The sequence below is a fragment of the Flavobacterium hydrophilum genome, from assembly GCF_003202405.1.
Lineage (GTDB): Bacteria > Bacteroidota > Bacteroidia > Flavobacteriales > Flavobacteriaceae > Flavobacterium > Flavobacterium hydrophilum.
The window spans coordinates 1-23252 of record NZ_QJHL01000010.1; the positions used below are offsets into that span (position 1 = coordinate 1).

The following is a 23252-nucleotide window of genomic DNA, read 5'->3' on the forward strand; positions in this document are numbered from 1 at the left end:
CGGTGTACCTGGGTCGTTTATGGTAGCAGTAACCTGCAATCTGACAGCACTTTCACAACCTGTTACTGGGTCTAAAATCGCTCCGTAATAAGTACCGTTTGCTAAAGCTGTTGTTGGTGCAATAGCTGTTGTACTGGTCAAGGAATTATACCAAACAACATTTGCTTCGTTTACCTGAATATTGGCAACTGTTGGTGCATTGACTAAACAGAAATCCTGTGTGTTGTCTGCGGTAGTTGGTGTACCTGGGTCATTTATGGTAATGGTTACTGCCAGACGAGCTGAACTTTCACAACTTGTTACCGGGTCTAAAATCGCTCCGTAATAAATACCGTTGGTTAAAGTGGTTGTTGGTGCAATAGCCGTTGTACTTGTCAAGGAATTATACCAAACAACATTAGCCTCATTTACCTGAATATTGGCAACTGTTGGTGCATTTACCAAACAGAAATCCTGTGTGTTGTCTGTTGTAGTTGGTGCATCAGGATCATTTATAATTACAGTGGCAGTTTGAAGTGTACCTGCAATATTTTCACAAGATGTATCACTTGAAACCCCAACATAATACGTAATCGGACTCACAGCACGTGTTAAACCTGTCACAGTTAAAATTCCTGTAGAACTTATGGCATAAGTTACGCCACTTACAGTTCCATTTGTTATAGGCTGCGTTTTATTCGCATCAAAATACCAATAAAATATCGGAGTTGTTAATGTAGTTGTAGGTATTAAGGTTGCCGGAACGTTATGGCAAACTGCTGTATCATCAACTAAAATATCATTTTGAACTGATGGTGGTAATATTGTAAAAGTAATTTGTTTTCTGTCTGCTATTGCAGTTTCACAAAACTCATCTGAACTAACTCCAACAAAATAAGTGTAAGTCCCGGGAGCTAATCCGTTTCTAATTAACTGAGAAGTTGTTTCACCCGCAATCAACTGACTTGTGGTTCCGTCAAAATTATACCAATAATAAATTGGATTTGTTAATAATGGGGTTCCGCTTAGACTTGTGTTTAAAGTTATCGTTCCTGTTGGAGAACAAATTGAAGTAACTGCTCCTCCGTTAAGAGTAATATTTGTTAAAGCATTTTCCGGACTTGAAGCTTTCACTTCAATAGTAACTTCTCCTCTTGATAAAGATTCACAACCATATCTTACCGGCTGTACATAATATTTGTAAACGCCGGCTGCTAATGTAGCAGGAACTGTAAAAGTAATCCCATTTGCTACAACAGAACCTCCTGTTGGCGAATCGTACCATATATAATTTGAACAAGCATCTGTCGGAGTCTGAAGAGTAACATCTGTTCCCGGACAAACCGTAATTTTATTATCAGGATCACTTCCAATTACTTTCGTATTCGCTACTCGTTCAACTGTATGAACTCTAAGGAAATCTAAAACTCCTGCTACACCGCCTAAACGAATTCTTACGCGATCATATGCTTCTGGCAAGGAAGATACAAGTACCATTGACATTGTATTTCCCGGCAATACTCTAATACTTAATAGCGCACTATTGCTTTGAATTGGAGCTCCAACGGCAACATTTCCTAAATAACGCTGAATACTAAATCCGGTAAGTAAATTAACATCTAAAAGAGCACCCGGTTTAGAAACCACAATTCTTAATGTGTCACTTACAATTGACGGTGTTTTAAATGCAACTGTCAAATCAGCTGCAGCCAAAACTCCAGCCCCACTATACATTGTTGCATAAGTAGAAACATCATTATCAGCTACATTCCATGCATCGCTAACTCCAACTGTAGAAGTCAAAGCTCCTATCCCTAAATCTGTTGCCCCATAAAACACATCCTGAACATCACCCGGAGTACAAGCTACTGTTGAAACTTTCTTCGTGTAATAAGCATCAAATACTTTAGTGTTTTGAGCAACGCTCAAAAGTGCTCCGGATATTACTCTAATTCCGTCATAATCTTGCGGTCCGGATGAATTTGCAGGAACAAAAGTAAACTCATACGATTTTTCGCCTGGTAATAAATTTAATAGTGATCCTGATACGGGTAGCATTGTTCCAATAGGTACTCCACTTTTAGTCCCAACCACTGATAAACCTTGAGCAACAGCCAATAAACTATATTCAGCTCCCAACTTAACAGTAACCGGTGTTCCTTTTACTATATTTGTTGGCCATGTCAAATTCTGCCAGGTAGTGCCAACTCCTAAAAGACCAACTCCTGTTACTATTGTAGAATAAGTTTGCGTATTTCCATCAATAGCATTAGTTGGATTGGCTACTCCACCTGTTACAATTGAGCCCGAACTTTGTCCGGTCGCATAAACTCTTTCTGTCAATAATTGACAGCTATTTGGATCTATAACATTGATTGTAATTGTTGCTGAAGTTGAACAATTAAAAGCACTGGTAGCAACTACTGTATAAGTATAAACTCCCGGAGTATTTAAAACTCCGGTTGTAAATACCGGGCCCGTCAAAGGATTTCCCTGAGGATTAAACCATGTTATTGTTCCGTTTGATGTCGCATTCAAAAGAACATTAGTTCCTGCATTTACTGATAAGAAAGGGGTTGAGACAACCAAACTTGGTAACGGGTTAACAGAAACAGTTACCGGTAACTTACCGGATGGACATGTAACACCGTTACCTTGAGCCTGAATTGAGTAAACACCGCTTGTATTTATATTAGCTGCAGCTGCTGCAGGCAAAATATTGTTTGAAGGGTCATAGAAAATGTATGTTGTATTTCCTGTTGTATCAAAACCAGTTATAGCATTTGCTAAATTTACAGTTCCACAACCTTCCAAGGTAGTCCCTATCACTACCAAAGGTGTAACCGAAGGAGAGTTAACTGTTACTTGTTTCAGGGTATTGATAGCATTTTCACAGGTAGCTGAGCTAACAACAGATACATAATAATTATACGATGGTACAGTAGAACTTAGACCATTAATTGTTAATGCACCAGTTGTTGGATTTTTAGAGAAAGTTACTCCCGGTTGCGCAACAACTGTTGATCCGGTTATAATTTCCTGTGTTTTATTTTGATCGGTATAATATCTGAACTGCGCTCCAGCTAAAGCTGATGTAGGAGATAATATAACGCTTCCGGTACAAGAAGCTTCTAAAGGACTATTAATCGTCACATCTGCTGCAGTTGCAAATGGTGAAACAGTTACCGTAACAGGCTGACGAACACTATTAACACAAGTTCCATCACGTGTTGCTTCTACATAATAAGTTGTTGTTGCTGTTAAAGCTGGTGTCGTATATGTTGCTGTTGGAGAAAGTTCTGTTCCTGCGCTTGCAGCATCATACCATTTAAATGTTTCTCCTGCTACAGTTGAACTGGCAGCTAAACTTGCAGTTTGTCCACTGCAAATTGGAGATGTAGCACCTGTTATTATAGCATCTTTAAATCTATATGCAGCGCCATAAATATCTAAATTTGTTAATAAAGTGACTAATCCTCCTAATCGTATTTCTACTTTATTAAATGCTGCAGTTGCAACAAAACTTGCTTTAAATCTATCTCCCGATAGTAATTGCAAGCTTAATAAACTATTCGTAAGGAAATGTCTGTCATTATTATAAGTCGCTCCATTGTATGTTGCTAAAGTTACCCCCCCTAATAATGACACATCTGCTAATCCTCCCGGCAATGCAAGTTCAACATCTATAACATCCCCTGTCTGACCAATCGTAGGGAATGTTACAACTTGTTCAACATAAGCCCCGGCTATACCTGCCACTGTAGAAAGTCTTGTAAAAGTATTTACGTTTGTATCAACAGATCCTCCAGGATTGGTGAAACTACATAAAACACATAACAAACCAGGATCTAAAGTTGTGACTTGTGCATTAGCCTGTAAACAACTACTTGCCGAATTATTTATCAAAACATTAATAGCTGTTCTTGCACTGCTTATACAACCTGATGTTATACCTCTGGCTGTAACATAATAGGTTTTATTTACTGTTAAAGTGGGTGTCGTGTAGGTATTGGTTCCCGTTGCTAAAGCAGTTCCGTTAACTGGCACGTCATACCAGTCAAATGTAACATTAGAATCCGGACTTGATACTTGCAAGGCTACACTCTGCCCTGACTGAATAACAACATTTGATGATGCCGCAATTGGTGCTGCGGGTAACGGATTTACAGTCACCGCAACTGGGGTACGTGCTGCACTTAAACAACTTCCAATTTCTGCTTCAACGAAATAGTTAGTATTGGCAGTTAAATTTGGCGTTGTAAAAGAAGTCCCCGTAAACACTAAATTTCCGGCTGAAGTTGCGTCATACCATTTGTAAACAGTCCCTACAACAGGTGCCTGAATATTTAATGTAGTAGTCTGACCGCTGCAAATTGTTGTACCTGCTGCATCAACAACAGGTGCTATAGGGTTATAAATTGATATAACTACAGGAAAACGCTCACTGTTAACGCAGCCATTTCTGATTATTTCTACATAATAAGTAGTTGGAACTGTCAAAGCAGGAGTTGTGAAAGAAGTAGTACTTGCCAAAGAAGTACCTCCTGTTGCTACATCGAACCAATTAATAGTTTCACCAACTCCAATATTAGCAACTATAGTTGTAGTTTGTCCACTACAAATAGTTCTATTAGCTAAACCTGTTGGAGATTTATATCTGTAAGTTGCCTGATAAATATCTACACTAGTCAATACTGTTGCTATGCCTCCTAATCGAATCTCAACACGATCAAAAGCAGCTCCAGCCTCTAAACTCGCTTTAAAACGATTTCCTGACAATAATTGTAAAGTTATCAGAGAATTATTAATTAAAACCCTGTCATTATTATAGGTTGCTCCATTATAAGTTGCTAAACTAACAGCGCCCAGTAAGGCAACATCCGCTAGTCCTCCTGGTAATTCTAATTCAACATCAACAATATCTCCGGCTCTGCCCGGATTATTAAATTGTAGTGTCTGCTGAATCCATCCGTTTATTAATCCAATGGGAACCGTAAGTCTGGTTGCCGTTGCAGGATTTCCATCAACAGAATTATTGGGACTTGTTACGTTACATAACAAGCATAAACCATTTTGATTTGTTTGTTGGCTACCAGCTCCTAAGCAACCTCCCAAGGCTGTTGTCTGAACATTAACAACAACAGGAACTCTTGCGCTAACACAATTTCCTGTTGCACTCTGACTTTCAATATAATATGTTTTTGAAGATGTTAAAACCGGTGTTGTAAATGTAGACGAATTAACTGCAATTGCAGATCCTCCACTGGCAACATCATACCAATTTAGAGTAACTCCTGACTCAGCAGTAGTAGCATTCAAAGTAGCATTTTGACCAGATTGAATGGTTACACTTTGAGTTAAAACTGTTGGAACAGCAGGGATAGCTGTCGAAATTACATCAACCTGAGTTCTTGCAGGACTCAAACAACTTCCTATTACAGCCTCAACATAAAAACTTGTAGTTCCCAAAGGAACAGTTGGGGAATAAGTAGTCCCCGAAGCTAAAGAAACACCGTTTGATGCTACGTTATACCAATTATAAGTGGTTCCTGGTATTGGATTTATTACAGATAATGTAGTTTGCTGTGTTGCCCCTGAAGAACATATAGAAGTTCCTGAAGTGCTTACCACAGGTGCTATCGGATTTGAAACATTAATTTGTACAGGAACACGCTCGCTTCCTTCACAACCTGCTGCTCTCGTAACTCCCAAGTAATAAGTTGTATCAGCAGTTAAATTTGGTGTTGTAAAATTATTTCCTGATATCAACGGAGTTGTAGAAGTTGCCGAACTAAACCATTCCAGAGTAGTCCCGGATGCAGGTGTAGCTGATAAATTTAAAGAACTACCTGAACAAACAGTCTGTGTCAAACCATTAGTAACAGTTGGCTTTGCAAAATCCAGCCTCACATCATATACTCTTAAATTTACCAATGCACTCAGAAGTCCTCCTACCTGAATTCTGGCCTGGTTTGTATCTCCCGGCAGTGTATATCGTATTACAGCTATTTGATTTCCGGGTAATAATTCAAGATTTAATAATCCGTTATTTAATGGAACTGGGGCAGCAACATCTGCTCCCGAAAGCTTTGCTTGAATGGTCACATTTGATAAAAGACTCAGGTTAAGCAAACCTCCTCCTGTACCAAAATAAATTACGATTTGATCTCCAGCCTTCGCAGTTTGATTAAGAGTTAATGTTTCTTGTGCAAAACAAGCTAAACCAAGTACATTGCTTATCGTAGCAAAAGTACTCATACTTGTGTCAAATGCATCATTTGGATCGGTAACGCTCATTCCAACACATAAAAGACCACCCGTACTATTAGTTTGCGAGATTGGCCTACACACATTCTGAGCAAAAGAATTTGAAAATAAAAGCAAAGAAAACAATGCTCCTAATAATCCCCTCTGGAAGTTGAGATTAAAAATCTGTAATTTTTTTTTCATAATTTGGAAGATTAGAAAATGGACAATAGAAACCCTGTTGCAGTAAGACAATTGTCTTATACAATTTTAAAAAATTAAAAATCAATCAGTTAACAAACAAGCCTAAATTCAAACAATCTGGCTTAATCTGAAATTAAAAAAAATAATAAGTAACCAAAGAGCACTTTTTTATCGATAAAATAAAAAAACGTCTTAAACATTTGCAGAAGACCTAATTTAATCAGGCTTCTAAGAGGAGTGATTTGTTTTGGGTAATTTGAATTTAGAAATTCTATTTTTTATATCTTGTACAATTTAACATTTACAAAAAGTTGATTATTCCTTTTATAAAAACAATTTTAAAATTTGGGTTTTAAAAAATTGAATACAAAATATATTTTCTTATCTCAAAAATGATACTAATAATCAATCAGATCTGGAATTAAAAATACAATACTGATATAAGTTTTAAGTTTATAGATAAATTTATCTATAAACTTAAACTGACATAAGTTTATAAAAACTAAAATAACACTAATGAGGAATGCAAATTTGCTGAAGAAAGTAAATATTAAGTTCATAAGCAGCTATTTAATATGTTATTATAAAAACTTCACATTATGCAATAAAAAGTAATTCCTTATATTTTGAAATAATAATTTTTGAATTACAATTTAAACGAGTAAAAACTTTTTGTTTAATCTTGATAATCTAAAATTAAAAAAAAACAAAATACCAAACAACTGTAAAATTCTTATTTTTTAAATCATTAAAAAATAAGAATTCCACAAAAACAGCCTTAAACGTTATAAATACTACAATTCCCACCTCAATTCGTAGTTAAAAATATCACAACAAAATGCTATTTTTTTTATATTTTTTTTTAAAAATAAAGAATTAACCTACAAAAAAAGATGTTTTTTTACCTTATTTATAATTATTATACAGAAAAATAGCCTAATTAACAATATTAAAGATTTATTAAAAGATTTACAAAAAAGCAGGTAGAAATACGGGGTCAAAATATTAAAAAGATTAAACAAAAGTTAAAAAATTAAAAAAGAGTAAAAAAAAACATCAAAATACTTCTTAACTACTTAATTACCAATAACTAAGATTATGATTCTATAATAGAATTAATTTGCTTAAACAATTGTCCATCACTTAAAAAAGCACCTTGCTGAATTAATTCAAAAATTGAAGAATTTCTATCTTCAGTAAAAATTTTCTTTCCTGTTTTCATTTCAATTGCATCTGTAAACATATTGTCACTTAGCCATTGCAGCCCGTCTTTAGTCAAAAAATCAGTTTCAGTCACCAAAGATTTTAAAACTATAGACAGCACATAAGTTTCAAAACATTGAAATAAAAAGATATGATTTTTAGAAAAATGTTCTAAAAATTCTGCTCTGGACAAAACCCCTTCCCAAATCAAATCAGAAAAAACATCTAATTCCTGTTCAGCAACTTCAGGCTTATTCGTTTTTAAAGAATCCCATTCTGCTTTATCAATGGCCTGAGTAGCTAAAAAGCTTGCAAATTCAGCATGTAATTCATCAAACTGTTCTTTTGTTAATCTTGTGTACTTCATTTTTAGTTGATATATATAACGCTATTATTAAGCAAATAGCTTTATAGTAATTATTCATTTCTTAAAACAAAAAAATCCCGATTCTCATCGGGATTTTCATATTACATTTAAACTATTACTTTTCAGCAACAATTTCGTATGGTAAATCTACAATAACATCTCTGTGTAAACGGATGCTTGCAGAATATTTTCCAGTACGTTTTACGATACCGCTTGTGATGAATTTTCTATCAATAGCGTTACCTGTTTTCTCTAAAGCTTCAGCAATGTCGATGTTTGTGATAGAACCAAAAAGTTTCTCTCCACCAGCTTTTGCAGTAAGTTTAATTTCAAGAGCTTTTAAAGTTTCAGCTAATGCTTTAGCATCAGCAACAACTTTAGCTTCTTTATGCGCTCTCTGTTTTAGGTTTTCAGCTAAAACTTTTTTAGCAGAAGGAGTTGCTAATGTAGCAAAACCCTGAGGAATCAAAAAGTTACGACCATAACCAGGTTTTACAGATACTACGTCATCTTTAAATCCTACGTTTTGAACGTCTTGTTTTAAAATAATTTCCATGTTGTTGTCCTTATATAAGTTAGAAGTTAGGTTCCATTCGACCGGAAACCAACAACTTTGTTTTTAATACTATTTTAATAAATCGGCCACGTATGGCATTAAAGCTAAGTGACGAGCTCTTTTTACAGCTACAGACACTTTTCTTTGGTATTTTAAAGAAGTTCCTGTTAAACGACGAGGAAGAATTTTCCCTTGCTCATTTACGAATTTCAATAAGAAATCAGCATCTTTATAATCAATATATTTGATACCTGATTTTTTGAAACGACAATACTTTTTAGTTTTGTTAGTTTCTATGTTCAAAGGCGTAAGATATCTGATATCCCCGTCTTTTTTTCCTGAAGCAGATTGTTGTAATGTTGCCATGATAATTAAGCTTTTGTAGATTTAAGTTTAGCTCTTCTTCTTTCAGCCCAAGAAATAGCATGTTTATCCAAACTTACTGTAAGGAAACGCATAACTCTTTCGTCACGTCTGAATTCAGTTTCAAAAGCAATCAGAACTTCTCCAGCTACTTTGAATTCGAATAAGTGATAAAAACCACTTTTTTTGTTTTGGATTTCGTAAGCCATTTTTTTCAGACCCCAATCCTCTTTCGATACCATTTCAGCTCCTCTACTAGTAAGAAATTCTTCAAATTTCGTTACTGTTTCCTTTACCTGAACTTCAGATAAAACGGGATTTAAAATGAAAACAGTTTCATAATGATTCATAAATACAATATTTATTTGTTAAAATTTTTGGGTGCAAAAGTACATATTATTTTCAAATAACCAATCTTTTTTTTCTTTTATTCGTTGAAAAGCAAAAAACAGACGCCCTCCTTAGTTTTTTTTCCAAAAAAGTAATACATTTACTTTATGCTATCCTGTATTTATTTAAATTTAAACTCTTATGAAACTAAACTGTGTTGTTGTAGATGATAGTTCTATACAGAGGGCAATTATTGCAAAATTAGTCAACAATCATCCTGGTTTAAACCTAATTGGAGACTTTTCTAATGCCATTGAAGCAAAAAGCTGTATCTCTTTGAATAATATCGATTTGATATTTTTAGATATTGAAATGCCTGTTATTAACGGATTTGACTTTCTTGATGGTTTAAAATCAAAATTGCAAATCATATTTATTACTTCCAAAGCTGAATATGCGTTAAAAGCTTTTGATTATGATGCTACAGACTATTTGCAAAAACCTATAGCTGTAGATCGTTTTAATGCTTCTGTAAAAAGAGCAATTGACATGCATTTACTTAAAAAAGAGGTAAAAGAAGAAGAAGGCGAACATATATTCATCAAAAGCAACTTAAAGAAACTTAAAATTTTCACAGCAAAAATTAAATGGATTGAAGCTTTTGGGGACTATGTAAGAGTTGTTACAGAAGACGACAGTAATCTAGTGCTATCAACTATGAAATCTTTTGAAAATGATTTGTCAAAAGAAAAATTTATTCGCGTTCATAAATCTTATATTATCAATATTGACAAGGTCGAACGTTTCAATAGTAAATTTGCTGAAATTGGCATTACTAAAATTCCTCTTAGCCGAAACAAAAAAGAAGATTTGGTAAGGGCATTATCAACACCGTCATAATTAATAAAAATCTACATTTATAATTAATTTTATAGCTCTGTACTGAGCAACAGCCTCAAAACTATTCAACATTTTCTGAATAGTTTTTTTTGTACCTGCTAATGGCATGTTTTGCGGAATTTTAATCAAAATTGTTCTTATATATTCATTCCTGATTCTGTTAATTGCAGGTTCTTCGGGACCTAACACAGGAATATTTAGATTTTGACTCAAAACCTGATACATCCACATCGATCCTTCTTTCAATTTATCATAATCACGATGTTTTAATGTCAGTTTTATAATTCTGAAATAAGGAGGATATTTATAAATCTGACGATCATATAATTGTTCCTTATACATACCACTATAGTTATTCATTGTAACCTGCTGAATTGTATTGTGGTCCGGATTATAAGTCTGAATCACCACTTTTCCTTGTTTTTCTGATCTTCCTGCTCTTCCTGCTACTTGTGTCATCATCTGAAAACTACGCTCAAAAGCCCTAAAATCGGGATGATGCAACATATTATCTGCATTCATAATTCCTACCAGACTCACATTATCAAAATCTAATCCTTTTGCCAGCATTTGTGTACCAACCAGAATATCAATTTCACGATTTTTAAATGAATCTATAATCTTCTCAAAGCCGAATTTTCCACGTGTAGTATCCTGATCCATTCTCCATGTTTTAGCTTTTGGAAAAAGTGACATTAATTCCTGTTCGATTTGCTCTGTTCCAAAACCTTTTGTTGTCAAATCAATACTGGAACAGCTGTGACAATTGGTTGGTTTTGCGATTGAATATCCACAATAATGACAACGCAACTGATTTTTATGCTTATGAAAAGTAAGACTCACATCGCATTGCTGACAATGAGGAACATGCCCGCAAGTAAGACATTCAATTATAGGTGAATACCCTCTTCTGTTTTGAAACAAAATTACTTGTTCGCCCAAAGATAAAGCTTCTGCTATTTCCTCTATTAAAAGATCACTAAAGTGTCCCGTCATTCTTTTCCTAAAGTGCTTGTCTTTTAAATCAACTAAAACAACTTCAGGCATTCGAACATTATTATAACGTTCCGTAATCGTAACCAATCCGAATTTCTCAATCTGAGTATTAAAATAAGTCTCAATACTTGGAGTTGCAGATCCTAAAAGCACTTTTGCATTATGAAAATTAGCCAAAACAATTGCCGCATCGCGCGCATGATATCTGGGTGCCGGATCTGTCTGCTTAAAAGTCTGCTCATGTTCTTCATCAACAATCAACAAACCAAGATTATTAAAAGGTAAAAACAAAGCCGACCTTGCTCCTATTACAATTTGAGCTTTATCCGAATTTTCAAGTGTCTGCTTCCAGACTTCTACCCTTTCGTTGTTGCTGTATTTAGAATGAAAAACAGCTACTTTGTCCCCAAAATGAAGCCGCAAGCGAGAGACTAACTGCGTTGTTAGAGCAATTTCGGGCAAAAGATATAAAATTTGTTTTCCTGTTTCTAAATATTCCTCTATTAACTTAATATATATTTCTGTTTTACCGCTTGAAGTAACACCATGAAGCAGACAAACTTCTTTTTCTGATAAACTATTTTTAATTTCACTCAAAGCTGTTTCCTGAGCATCACTTAAAAATAATTGTTTTTCCGAAGCTTTTCCATTAAAAGAAACTCTGTCATGTTGCAAGTAATATTCTTCAAAAATTTCTTTTTCAATTAATGCTTTTACAACTGCCGAAGTCGAATTTGAAACTTCAACCAATTTCTTAACTGTAATTGGCTTTTTTTCTGAAGCACTGATTTGAAAATAAGCCAAAACAATTTCTTTTTGTTTATTAGCGTTTTTCAACACTTCTAACAATTCATTTAAACCGCTGTCTGATTCATATTTTGAATGCAATTTCACATATCGAACCAGTTTTGGTTTGTAATTTTCTTTAATTTCTTCTTCTAAAACAATAATATCTTTAGCGATCAGTTTTTGAAGAACCGGAAGAATATTTTTTTTATTCAGAATTGAAATGATATCCTGAACTTTAAGGGAGCTTTGGTGATGCAAGGCCTCGTAAATTAAAAATTCATCATCCGAAAGTTCACTATCATTTATCGTAACATTTGGTTTATGGGAAATAATCGTTTCGCTTTCCAGTAATAACCCGGCAGGAAAAGCTCCTCGATACACATCACCAATGCCGCACATATAATAGTTTGCAACCCAAACCCAATGTTTAATCTGAATTTCTGTTGCTATTGGTTTTTCATCCAATATCTGATGTATTTCTTTGGCTTCATACAAGCTTGGCTCATTCTGATGCATATCAATAACCAACGCCGTATAAATTTTGCTTTTTCCGAAAGGCACAGCCACCCGCATTCCTTTTTTTATGAAATGAAATTCAGCCTCAGAAATGCGATAGGTGAAAGTTTTGGCTAAGGAAAGTGGTAAAACAACTTCGACAAAAAACATGTAATTATTTTAAAATTGATGATTATTTTTTACCAGAAGTTTGTGCAGTGTTGTATTTTTGAACCATTTTCAAAGTATGAGTTAGAGATACTATATTTGTCCAATTGTCATGACCCGGAATAATATAGATTGGTTTCTTAAATTTCGCCTGCACCTTTTGGATTGATTTTTCCCATTCTTTCACATCTGCATCACCCAAATATCCTAAATCTTTTGCTTCTGCGCTTTTTATAAAACAGCCTCCATAAAGCACTTTTTCTTTATTAAACCAAACTACAATATTATCCTGAGCGTGTCCTCTTCCCGGATAATAAACTTCAAATCTATGTTTCCCGACAGTAAATATAGTGTCATTCGGAATTATAAATTCGGCTCTTTTTTTGTTTTCACTCTTAAGAATTTCATCCGTTACTTTTATAGTGTAAGTTTTAATTCCTTTTTGTCTGTAAAATTCCAAACCTCCTGCACGGTCGTCATGAGAATGTGTTGCAAAACACATTATGACATCTTTCTTATGTTTTGTTTTTATGGAATCCAACAAAGGCTGATATTGAGTTTGATCCCAGGGTGTATCAAACAAAACGACACCTTTATCCGTAACAAGATACATAGCATTAGCCGAAATCAACATTCCTTTGTAATCATGAAAGGTTTTATAAATATAAAAGTCACCTGTAAGATGACTTATCTGTAATGGAGAATTCTTAGATTGTCCAAAACTATTTGAAAGCATGGTTAAGAATAAAATTATCGATGCTAATTTTCGCATTTTATTTATGAAATTAATTTTTCACTCGTGTCCAATATTGTGTTCTTCCCACAATAGAAATTCCAACATACCCACGAAGTTTTAATTTATCCGGAGAATCCAGCGTAATATAACATTTATATTTTTTTCCGTTAGTTGGATCTAAAATAGTTCCTCCATTATATTCTGAACCCTCTTTTTTCAGTCCGTTTATAATTACCATACCCATGATCGGTTTATTTTTTTCAGCTCCGTCACATTTTGTGCACACATCTTTTTTATGATCAGCACGTAATATGTCTACAACTTTCCCGTATATCTTTCCAGATTTTTCATAAACCTCTATTATTGACTTAGCTTCACCCGTTTCATCATCAATTGTTTTCCATTTCCCAATAACACTTTGACTGTAAATAGTTCCAAATGTTAGAAAAAACAATCCAAAAGTTAACATCAAATTTTTCATACTACTTTATTTTTGTGTCTTAATTTCCTAATAGAAGCATTCAATTCAAACCCCAAAAGGAGAATCATACAGTTTATCCAAATGTAAAACATTAGAATTAATAATGTCCCAATAGAACCATAAAGTTCGTTATATTTTGAAAATTTTATAACCCAAATCCCAAAAAAGAACGAAGATATAACAATTAGCACCGTAGTAAAAACAGATCCAATGCTAATAAAAGGTACTTTATTATATTGCTTTGTACCATATCGCAATAATATTGAAGAGGTTATCAAAATCATCAAAATAACAAATAAGTAACGTCCTAAAATAATCAAGGGAATACGATCACTTAATACATCCTGAATAATTGTTTTTTGAATAAAAACCTCAAAAACAACGATCGTAGCTACCGTTACAAATAATATGACAGTCATTACAAGCGAAATAGCCAACGCCACTAAATACTGATGAAAAAAGCCCCGCTTATCAAAAACATGTTTTGAAGATTCAAAACCGCTCAAAATTCCGTTAATACCATTTGCCATCAAAAAAATTGAAAGTAAAAATCCTGATGATAATAAACCTGAGTGACTATTATTTAAAATATCGCTTATAATTTTACTAATCGCATCGTAAGTATTTGGCGGGACTCCTTGTTGTACAAACTGTAAAAAATCATTCTGAAATCCTTCAATTGGAATATAGGGTATCAAATTCAGAATGAATAGTGCAAAAGGAAATAAAGCCATAAAAAAGCTAAAAGAAACAGCACTGGCATGATATGAAAAAGCTCCTTCAAGAATGCCTAAAATATACATTTCGAGCAAATCATATAAAGAAAAGCCCTCTAACCATGGCAATTTTATATTCTTTAAAAATCGAACTAAAAAACGTACAACTGGTATTTTCTCAAGCCGATTTGCTATCTCTTGCGACATATAAATATTTTTAGATTAGAGCCTTCAGATTTTAAAATGTTTAGTCATCAACTCGAACGTATTTCTTTTTTAAAACGCTTTCAGACTCAAATCCATATTATAAACAGAATGTGTCAAAGCTCCTGATGAAATATAATTTACACCGCAAAGGCCATACTCCCGAATTGTTTTCTCACTAATATTTCCTGAAGATTCCGTTTGGCATTTTTTACCAATTAATACCACTGCGGTTTTAGTATCTTCATAATTAAAATTATCAATCAGGATTCTGTGAATTCCATCGCTCAATAAAATTTCACGGATCTCATCTAAATTTCTGGCTTCAACAATAATCTTTAAATCCAGATTATTAGCTTTCAGATACTCTTTGGTTTTTTTTATAGCAAGTGTAATTCCACCTGAAAAGTCAATATGATTGTCTTTCAGCATTATCATATCATATAAGGCATAACGGTGATTTTCACCTCCTCCAATTCTTACTGCCCATTTTTCGGCTGCTCTAAAATTGGGCGTTGTTTTACGGGTATCCAGTATTTTTGCACTTGTCCCTTCTAAAAGCTGCATTAAATGATTTGTTTTAGTCGCAATTGCAGACATTCTTTGCATAGTATTCAAAACCACTCTTTCTGCCTTTAAAATAGATTGAGAACTTCCTGAAACCTCAAAAACAACTTCCCCGTATTCTACATGAGTTCCATCTTCAATAAAAGTTTTTATTTTTAGTTTTGGATCGACATATTCAAAAATCATCTTAGCCAATTCAACACCGGCAATTATTCCCTGATCTTTTACTAATAATTTAGCTTGTCCGTGAGCAGTATCCGGAATACAGGCAAGCGAACTGAAATCACCTGCACCAACATCTTCTCTTATAGCGTTGGCAATCATTAATTGTAATTCGGCTTGAAATTGTACTTCGCTAATCATCTTTATATATTTTAGGAATTGCTAAATTAGGATATATTTTATGGATTAAAAAGTTTCAGTTTAATTTTAAAAATTGTAAATTAACAAGTAAATTAGAAAAACTAAGTTAGAACTTAATCTCAGAATGTTCTAAGAAATAGAAGAACATTAAATATCTTTGAAGTTCATTTGATTAAATTTTATGGGATTAATTAAAGATATTTACTCGCTTTCTTTTTACGAAAACTTTAGTCAGGCTGTTGCCGAAGTACATCCGGCATTCAATAAACAAAAATTCATTGATGCGATTTATGAAGGCGACTTCGCAAAAAAAGAATGGAAAGACCGAATGAAACACACCACTGTTGTCTTCCATCAGTTTATACCTCAAAATTTTCCTGAAGCCGTTTCCTTGATTGATGAAATCATTAAAAACCTTAGAACAAATAAATCTATAAATGGCGGTTTAGAATATATCTTTTTTGCCGATTATATCGAAATATACGGTTTAGAAGATTTTGAAACTTCAGCGAAAGCATTTGTTTCTGTAACGCAATTTATTAGCTGTGAATTTGCTGTTCGTCCTTTCATTTTAAAATATAAGGAAAAAATGATTGACGAAATGACAAAATGGTCTTTACATGAAAATCATCACGTAAGACGATTAGCCAGTGAAGGTTCTCGTCCGAGATTACCATGGGCGATGGCAATTCCGTTTCTGAAAAAAGACCCGGTTTCTATCCTTCCAATTTTAGAAAATCTAAAAAATGATTCTTCTGAGTATGTTCGAAGAAGTGTTGCCAATAATTTGAATGATATTGCTAAAGATAATCCTCAAATCGTACTTGAAATTGCTTTAAGATGGAAAGGTCATTCCAAAGAAACAGATGGAATCATCAAACACGGTTGTCGCACTTTATTAAAACAAGGACATCCTGAAATTCTGAGCCATTATGGTCTGGAAAGCACAAATATTGAACTTACATCTTTTAAAATCAAAACACCAACTGTAAAAATTGGAGATTATCTGCAGTTTCAATTTCATCTGAACAATAAAAATGAAGAGCCAAAAACGGTTCGCTTAGAATATGCTGTTCATTACAAAAAAGCAAAAGGACATCTGGCAAAAAAAGTTTTTAAAATCAGTGAAAAAACCTATCCTTCAAACCAATTAACAAAGATTGAAAGAAATCAGTCTTTTAAAATCATTACGACCCGTGTTTTTCATACCGGAATTCACCAATTGTCAATTATAATTAATGGAACTGAAAGTGAGGTTTTAGAATTTGAGTTAACGAATTAAATCATTAATTCTATATATTTTATTCCTTATTTTTATATCACTAAAAAACAAAACAACTTCTTAATCTAAATTAAGTTACAGAATCGTACTGGAACTGTAATTTTGTTTTCAAATAAAATCAACCATGTCAAATATCAGTTTAATTATCGAAGAACGCGCTGCCAATATTGGCAATTTTATGGTAGGGAGATTATTGCCTTTCCGTGAAAAAAGAGCTGTTGGACCATTTGTATTTATCGACCATATGGGACCGGCACACTTAAATCAATATCAAAACATGGATGTTCCTCCCCATCCGCATATTGGACTTTCAACACTCACTTTCTTGTTTGAAGGAAGCATTATGCACCGCGATAGTTTAGGAACAGAATTAGAAATAAAGCCCGGTGCCGTAAACTGGATGACCGCTGGAAAAGGAATTGTTCATTCTGAGAGAACTCCGGAATATTTAAGACATTCTGATAAAATGCTGCACGGTTTACAGATTTGGGTTGCACTTCCTAAAGAATTAGAACAAATGGATCCGAATTTCACACATGTAGAAGCACAGGATATTCCGGCCTGGGAAGAAAACGGCATTTCATATAAACTGATTGCCGGTGAAGCTTTCGGAAAAAAATCTCCTGTTCCTGTTTATAGTCCTTTATATTTTATCGAAATTAAAAGCAAAGAAGCTCAAAAAATCAATATCGGAAACCATTTATTTGGTGAGAGTGGTTTGTACATTTTGGAGGGAAGTATCAAAAGCGGAGAACATGTTTACGATCCAAAACAAATCTTAATTACAAACGACAGTACACTTTGTGAATTTGAAATTGCAGCTAATTCAACTGTTTATATTTTTGGAGGACAGCCTTTCCCTGAAGAACATTTCATCTTTTGGAATTTTGTTTCATCAGATAAAAATCTTATCGAAAAAGCCAAACAAGACTGGACAGCACAGACCTTCCCTAAAGTTCCGGGAGAAACCGAATTTGTCCCATTACCAGAACCAAGAATTAAATAACTATGGAAACATTATCAGCAAAAATAGATACACGCTTGTATCGTACCGAAATAACTTCTGCCAGCGGGAATATTGTAATTGCAGATGAACCTCAGGAAGTTGGAGGAAAAAATTTAGGTTTTAGTCCGTCTGAACTTCTGGCTTCTGCCTTAGCTTCCTGTACTTTAATTACCTTACGAATGTATATCAATAGAAAACAATGGAATGTTTCTGAAATTGACATCAAAGTAGATTTTGAAAAAGACAGCGAACAAAATATTTCTTTGTTTACCCGAAAAATTGAACTAACGGGAGAGATTGACGAAAGCCAAAGGCAAAAATTGCATTTAATTGCTGAAAAATGCCCTATTCACAAAACGCTTACCAACACTATTAAAATACAAACAACTATAATTTAATTATCATGGAAATTAAACAAATAAACGATATTAAAAGAGGCTATTTTGAAGCTGTCGAAGGCGACAAACAAGCAGGAAAAATGACTTATACCTGGGCTGGAGATTCAAAATTTATAATTGACCACACAGAAGTTAACGAAGAGTTTAATGGAAAAGGTGTTGGTAAAAAATTGGTTATGGCTGCCGTAGAGTATGCCAGAAATAATGGCCTAAAAATTATTCCACTTTGCCCTTTTGCAAAAAGTGTCTTCGATAAAACGGAGGAAATTCACGACGTTTTATTTCGTTAAGAATTAAGTCCCAAAAAGATTGTAATTTCTAAAGGCAAGTCGAATTCATTTTCAAAAAATATCAATTGTCTTTTGTAAACTGTTTCAATCAAATAATGGTTTCCTCTAAAATAAGTTCTTCTGATTTTTACTTGTAAATCAGAATGCTCTACCATAATTAGTTGATGAGGATAAATTAATGATTTTGCATTTTCATCTTCGGTAAGTTGTAATAAATGAGTAGGAATCTCATTTACTTCACCAAAAAGTGAAGCTACATATTTCGAAGATGGATTTGTATAAATTTCAGTTGGATTCCCTTTAGTAATAATTTCTCCACTACGCATTACAATTGCGGCATCAGCAAAAGACAATGCATCCGTACTATCATGTGTAGCGATAATACAGGTAATTTTTTTCTGCTTTAAATATCGGAATAAATTTCGGCGCAAAGCATTTTTTCTAAAAGCATCTATCTGACTAAAAGGTTCATCCAGTAAAATAACTTCCGGTTCTAAAGCCAGCACTCTTACTAAAGCAACACGTTGTTGTTGTCCTCCGCTCAAAAATTTAGCTTTAACATTCGAAAACTGTTCCATCTCAACCATTTCCAAAAGTTCCTGAACGCGAAGCTTTTTCATATTGGCAAAACCATTCGAAAGAAACTTCCCTACGTTTTCAGCCACTGTTTCATATGGTGACAAATCAAAATCCTGAGCCAGATATTTCATGTAAGGCATTCCGGGAATCAAGTTATATTTTGGACCTAAAACAGGCTTTTCTTCATAGAAAATCTTTCCTTCATCCAGATCATATAAACCATACATAAGTTTGAGAAGTGTACTTTTTCCACAACCACTCTCGCCAATAATAGCAATGTTTTCACCTTTGTTTATAGTAAAAGAAATATTGTTTATAACAGATTTATCAGTATACGAAAAAGAAATATTTTGAATATCAAGCATGGGTTCTAATTGAGAGTTCAAATTTACAATGTTTAATTTCGAAAGGCAAAAAAAAGCTGCTTCAAATAAGAAACAGCTTTTAATAAATATTATTGTAATTTAATTATTTTCCAGCTTGTGCTTTAGCATCATTTACCATTTTGTCGTTTGCAGTAATAGCAAATTCAACACGACGGTTTTGAGATCTTCCTTCAACAGTTTCATTAGATGCAATTGGATCCGCAATTCCTAAACCTGAAGTTTTAAATCTGCTGGATTTCAATCCTTTTGAAACTAAATATGCCTGTACAGATGCAGCTCTTTGTCCTGAAAGTGTTAAATTATACTCTGGTTTTCCTGTGTTGTCAGTATAACCAAAGATTTCTATATTAGTATCTCCGTAATCATTAAATACAGGAACTAATTTATCTAAATTTGCTTTTGCCTGAGAAGTAAGTGTTGATTTGTTTGTATCAAAACGAACAGCATTTTCATTAAGTGTCAAGTGAATTCCTTCACCAACTCTTTCTACTTCTGCACCAGGCAAAGCCTGATCAATTTCACGAGCCTGTTTATCCATTTTATTACCGATAAGCGCTCCTGTTCCACCACCTACTGCAGCACCAATTGCAGCTCCTAAAGCAGCGTTTCCGCCTTTCCCCAAATTATTTCCTAATACCGCTCCAATTACACCACCTGCAACAGCGCCGATACCGGCTCCTTTTTGAGTATTATTGGCATTTTTTACTGAATCACAGCTTGCAAACAAACTAACTAATACTAGTAAACTACTTAAACTTAATGCTGTTATTTTTTTCATGTTTATTCTTTTTAATATTAATTAGCTCTTTGAAATTGGTAAGTTACATCTTTAGACTGTCCACCAACATTGATGTTATCAATCAACTGAAATGAATTATCAGTTAATCCTGCTACTTTAAGCAAATATCCTGATCTGACATTTTTTGATTTTGTTCCCGGATCAACAATTTTTAATACAAAAAGTCCCTGATTATTGATACTCCAGACGATAGGAGAACTAAATGCCGTACAACTAGGAGCATTCAATGTCATTGTACCTTTATTGTTATTTGAAATAAAATTCCAGGTACTGCCTATAAAACATTTTGAATCTGCAAGATCGAAAGAATTTACTTTGATGTAATCAGACCCTGCATAGGAAACATTTGTAAGTATCCAATTTCCTTTAATAGCCACTTGAGTAGGTCTGTCAAGTTTTTTTGAAAGTTCTGTTGCTTCGGTTGAAGCTGTAGTTGACGAAGCTGATTTACACGCAAATAAGATCGTGGACATCATGCAAATGAAAATAAATTTCTTCATTTTGTAGAATTATTTAAGTTATTACTTACACATTTAAAAATTATTATACAACAAAGATACGATTCATGAAATATATCCTGTTCCAAAATCCGATTATTTTCTTTCAAAATTAACACATAAGACATTTTGTCACACAAAAAATAATTGGTACTCTATTTGAATAAGTGAAAATCATCTTATTAAACTAAAAAAATAAAAAAATATGACAACAGGTAAAATTAATGTTTCTGTAGAAAACATCTTTCCCTTGATCAAAAAATTCTTATACAGTGATCACGAAATCTTTTTACGTGAGTTGGTTTCCAATGGAACTGATGCTACTTTAAAATTAAAACACCTTATTAGCATTGGAGAAGCTAAAGTTGAATATGGAAATCCAATCATTGAAATTAAGGTTGATAAAGAAGGAAAAAAAATCCACATTATCGATCAGGGTTTAGGGATGACAGCTGATGAAGTAGAAAAATACATTAATCAGGTTGCTTTTTCTGGAGCTGAGGAATTCCTTGACAAATACAAAGATTCTGCTAAGGATTCTGGAATTATCGGCCATTTCGGTCTTGGTTTCTACTCTGCATTTATGGTTGCGGAAAAAGTAGAAATCATTACAAAATCATACAAAGATGAGCCAGCTGCACACTGGACCTGTGATGGAAGTCCTGAATTTACTTTAGAGCCGGCTGACAAAACTTCACGTGGTACTGAAATTATTTTGCATATTGCAGAAGATTCTTTAGAATTTTTAGAAGATTCTAAAATAAGCGGTTTATTAAATAAGTATAACAAATTTATGCCCATTCCAATTAAATTTGGAACAAAGACTGAAACGCTTCCTAAACCGGAAAACGCTCCTGAAGATTACATCAATGAAACTGTCGAAATTGACAATATCATTAACAACCCAAATCCAGCCTGGACAAAACAGCCTACTGAATTATCTGATGAAGATTATAAAAACTTCTACAGAGAATTGTATCCAATGCAATTTGAAGAACCATTATTTAACATTCATTTGAATGTAGATTATCCATTTAATCTAACCGGAATTTTATATTTCCCTAAATTAGGTTCTGATATGCAAATTCAGAAAGATAAAATTCAATTGTATCAAAACCAGGTTTACGTTACTGATAATGTAGAAGGAATTGTCCCTGAGTTTTTAACCATGTTAAAAGGCGTTATAGACTCTCCGGATATTCCATTAAATGTCTCTCGCTCAGGATTACAAGCTGACGGTGCAGTAAAGAAAATTTCAAACTATATTACACGTAAAGTAGCTGATAAATTAAAAGCACTATTTAATGAAAATCGTGCTGATTTTGAAGCAAAATGGAACGATATTAAAATCGTTTTAGAATACGGAATGCTTTCTGAGGATAAATTTTATGAAAAAGCAGGTGCATTTGTATTATACCCGACTGTAGATGATACTTATTTTACTCTTGAAGAATTAAAAGAAAAACTAAAAGAAAACCAGACTGATAAAGACGGAAAGCTTGTTATTTTATATGCAGGAAATAAGGATGCACAACACTCTTATATTGAAACTGCAAAAGACAAAGGGTATGAAGTATTACTTTTAGATTCTCCAATTATTTCACATTTAATTCAGAAAATTGAAGGAGACAATAGTGGTTTAACATTTGTTCGTGTGGATTCGGATCACATTGATAATCTAATCAAAAAAGATGAAAACACAATTTCTAAATTATCTGATGAAGAAAAGGAGACTTTAAAAACTTCATTAGAAGCCTACATACCAAAAGCATATTCTGTACAATTAGAGGCCATGGACAGTCAGGCTGCACCATTTATTATCACGCAACCAGAATTTATGCGTAGAATGAAAGAAATGAGCCAGTCTGGAGGTGGCGGAATGTTTGGAATGGGAAATATGCCAGAAATGTATAATTTAGTAGTAAACACAAACTCCGATTTGGCTTCGAATATTTTAAATACAGAAGATAAGTCAACACAGGAAAATTTGGTTAAGCAAGCTTTAGATCTTGCCAAATTATCTCAAAACTTACTAAAAGGAGAAGAACTTACAGCTTTTGTAAAAAGAAGTTTTGATTTGATCAAATAACATATTTAAATCATAATAATTGTTAAACCTGCAAGCTTACATTTTGCAGGTTTTTTTATTTTAAAAAACCGGTATGTATAAACTTTTAATATTAGATTTTTCAGAAAAGCTTATTCTGATCATATCTAAATCATTGATGTATTATGATTTAGATATGAACATTTTGTATCTGTTTTTATGGCTTCCCTACGGGGCGGGCTTTACGGTGTATCTTTCGTTCAGGCAGTTTTGGTATGATACAGGAATATAAGGGCTCACAAAAG

General features: G+C 33.6%; 20 protein-coding genes. 7 read left to right on the top strand and 13 right to left on the bottom strand.

The genetic code is table 11. The features are described from left to right. The 5 genes from DMB68_RS22910 to rpsF all read right to left on the bottom strand — a co-directional run. On the bottom strand, window positions 1–6429 hold a 6429-nt coding region (locus DMB68_RS22910), incomplete at its 3' end, for an immunoglobulin domain-containing protein (protein WP_449404081.1). A 1096-nt stretch (window positions 6430–7525) separates the two neighbouring features. Further along, entirely contained in the window at window positions 7526–7999 is a 474-nt protein-coding gene (locus tag DMB68_RS22915; RefSeq protein WP_110348957.1) for a DUF6495 family protein, read from the bottom strand. A gap of 115 nt (window positions 8000–8114) precedes the next feature. Next, window positions 8115–8555, bottom strand: a complete 441-nt coding sequence (gene rplI, locus DMB68_RS22920) for a 50S ribosomal protein L9 (protein WP_110348958.1) — start codon at window positions 8553–8555, stop codon at window positions 8115–8117. Window positions 8556–8624: 69 nt separating this feature from the next. Continuing rightward, a complete protein-coding gene (rpsR, locus tag DMB68_RS22925) occupies window positions 8625–8921 on the bottom strand; it encodes a 30S ribosomal protein S18 (protein ID WP_007138295.1) in 297 nt (98 codons plus the stop codon). A gap of 5 nt (window positions 8922–8926) precedes the next feature. After that, window positions 8927–9268: a 30S ribosomal protein S6 gene (rpsF, locus tag DMB68_RS22930; protein WP_007810575.1), complete on the bottom strand. Its 342-nt coding sequence runs from the start codon at window positions 9266–9268 to the stop codon at window positions 8927–8929. Window positions 9269–9449: 181 nt separating this feature from the next. Between rpsF and DMB68_RS22935 the strand changes: the two genes are divergently transcribed. Beyond that, entirely contained in the window at window positions 9450–10148 is a 699-nt protein-coding gene (locus tag DMB68_RS22935) for a LytR/AlgR family response regulator transcription factor (RefSeq protein WP_110348959.1), read from the top strand. Here DMB68_RS22935 and priA read toward each other — a convergent pair whose 3' ends face one another. The 5 genes from priA to nadC all read right to left on the bottom strand — a co-directional run bounded on the left by priA (window position 10149) and on the right by nadC (window position 15663). Beyond that, window positions 10149–12599, bottom strand: a complete 2451-nt coding sequence (gene priA, locus DMB68_RS22940) for a replication restart helicase PriA (RefSeq protein ID WP_110348960.1) — start codon at window positions 12597–12599, stop codon at window positions 10149–10151. Between the two features lie 22 nt (window positions 12600–12621). Next, window positions 12622–13368 carry a subclass B1 metallo-beta-lactamase gene (gene bla-B1-FLAV, locus DMB68_RS22945; RefSeq protein ID WP_110348961.1) on the bottom strand — a complete coding sequence of 249 codons (747 nt, stop codon included), beginning with the start codon at window positions 13366–13368 and terminating at the stop codon, window positions 12622–12624. A gap of 13 nt (window positions 13369–13381) precedes the next feature. Continuing rightward, a complete protein-coding gene (locus DMB68_RS22950; RefSeq protein ID WP_110348962.1) occupies window positions 13382–13813 on the bottom strand; it encodes a DUF2147 domain-containing protein in 432 nt (143 codons plus the stop codon). After that, window positions 13810–14736, bottom strand: a complete 927-nt coding sequence (locus DMB68_RS22955) for a YihY/virulence factor BrkB family protein (protein ID WP_110348963.1) — start codon at window positions 14734–14736, stop codon at window positions 13810–13812. Before DMB68_RS22955 ends, DMB68_RS22950 begins: the two co-directional genes overlap by 4 nt. A gap of 69 nt (window positions 14737–14805) precedes the next feature. Further along, window positions 14806–15663 (bottom strand): carboxylating nicotinate-nucleotide diphosphorylase, encoded by an 858-nt coding sequence (gene nadC / locus DMB68_RS22960; RefSeq protein ID WP_110348964.1) that lies wholly within the window; start codon window positions 15661–15663, stop codon window positions 14806–14808. Window positions 15664–15844: 181 nt separating this feature from the next. Here nadC and DMB68_RS22965 point away from each other — a divergent pair, with 181 nt between their 5' ends. From DMB68_RS22965 to DMB68_RS22980, 4 genes are all read left to right on the top strand, one after another. After that, the gene (locus DMB68_RS22965) at window positions 15845–16945 is read left to right on the top strand and encodes a DNA alkylation repair protein (RefSeq protein WP_110348965.1); all 1101 of its coding nucleotides are present in this window, start codon (window positions 15845–15847) and stop codon (window positions 16943–16945) included. Between the two features lie 124 nt (window positions 16946–17069). Next, the gene (locus DMB68_RS22970) at window positions 17070–17951 is read left to right on the top strand and encodes a pirin family protein (protein ID WP_110348966.1); all 882 of its coding nucleotides are present in this window, start codon (window positions 17070–17072) and stop codon (window positions 17949–17951) included. A gap of 2 nt (window positions 17952–17953) precedes the next feature. Next, a complete protein-coding gene (locus tag DMB68_RS22975) occupies window positions 17954–18349 on the top strand; it encodes an OsmC family protein (RefSeq protein ID WP_110348967.1) in 396 nt (131 codons plus the stop codon). A gap of 5 nt (window positions 18350–18354) precedes the next feature. Continuing rightward, a complete protein-coding gene (locus DMB68_RS22980; RefSeq protein WP_110348968.1) occupies window positions 18355–18639 on the top strand; it encodes a GNAT family N-acetyltransferase in 285 nt (94 codons plus the stop codon). On the opposite strand, the gene DMB68_RS22985 is transcribed toward DMB68_RS22980, so the two are convergent. The 3 genes from DMB68_RS22985 to DMB68_RS22995 form a co-directional block, all read right to left on the bottom strand. Then, entirely contained in the window at window positions 18636–19583 is a 948-nt protein-coding gene (locus DMB68_RS22985; protein WP_110348969.1) for an ABC transporter ATP-binding protein, read from the bottom strand. The genes DMB68_RS22980 and DMB68_RS22985 overlap by 4 nt on opposite strands. Window positions 19584–19686: 103 nt before the next feature. Next, on the bottom strand, window positions 19687–20382 hold the full coding sequence (locus DMB68_RS22990; protein WP_110348970.1) for an OmpA family protein: 696 nt from the start codon (window positions 20380–20382) through the stop codon (window positions 19687–19689). A 17-nt stretch (window positions 20383–20399) separates the two neighbouring features. Next, the gene (locus DMB68_RS22995; RefSeq protein WP_165830197.1) at window positions 20400–20903 is read right to left on the bottom strand and encodes a lipocalin family protein; all 504 of its coding nucleotides are present in this window, start codon (window positions 20901–20903) and stop codon (window positions 20400–20402) included. 202 nt (window positions 20904–21105) lie between these two features. On the opposite strand from DMB68_RS22995, the gene htpG reads away from it, so the two are divergent. Both htpG and DMB68_RS23470 read left to right on the top strand, forming a co-directional pair. Beyond that, window positions 21106–22989: a molecular chaperone HtpG gene (gene htpG / locus DMB68_RS23000; protein ID WP_110348972.1), complete on the top strand. Its 1884-nt coding sequence runs from the start codon at window positions 21106–21108 to the stop codon at window positions 22987–22989. A gap of 73 nt (window positions 22990–23062) precedes the next feature. Next, window positions 23063–23239: a hypothetical protein gene (locus DMB68_RS23470; RefSeq protein ID WP_165830198.1), complete on the top strand. Its 177-nt coding sequence runs from the start codon at window positions 23063–23065 to the stop codon at window positions 23237–23239. Window positions 23240–23252 lie beyond the last annotated feature (13 nt).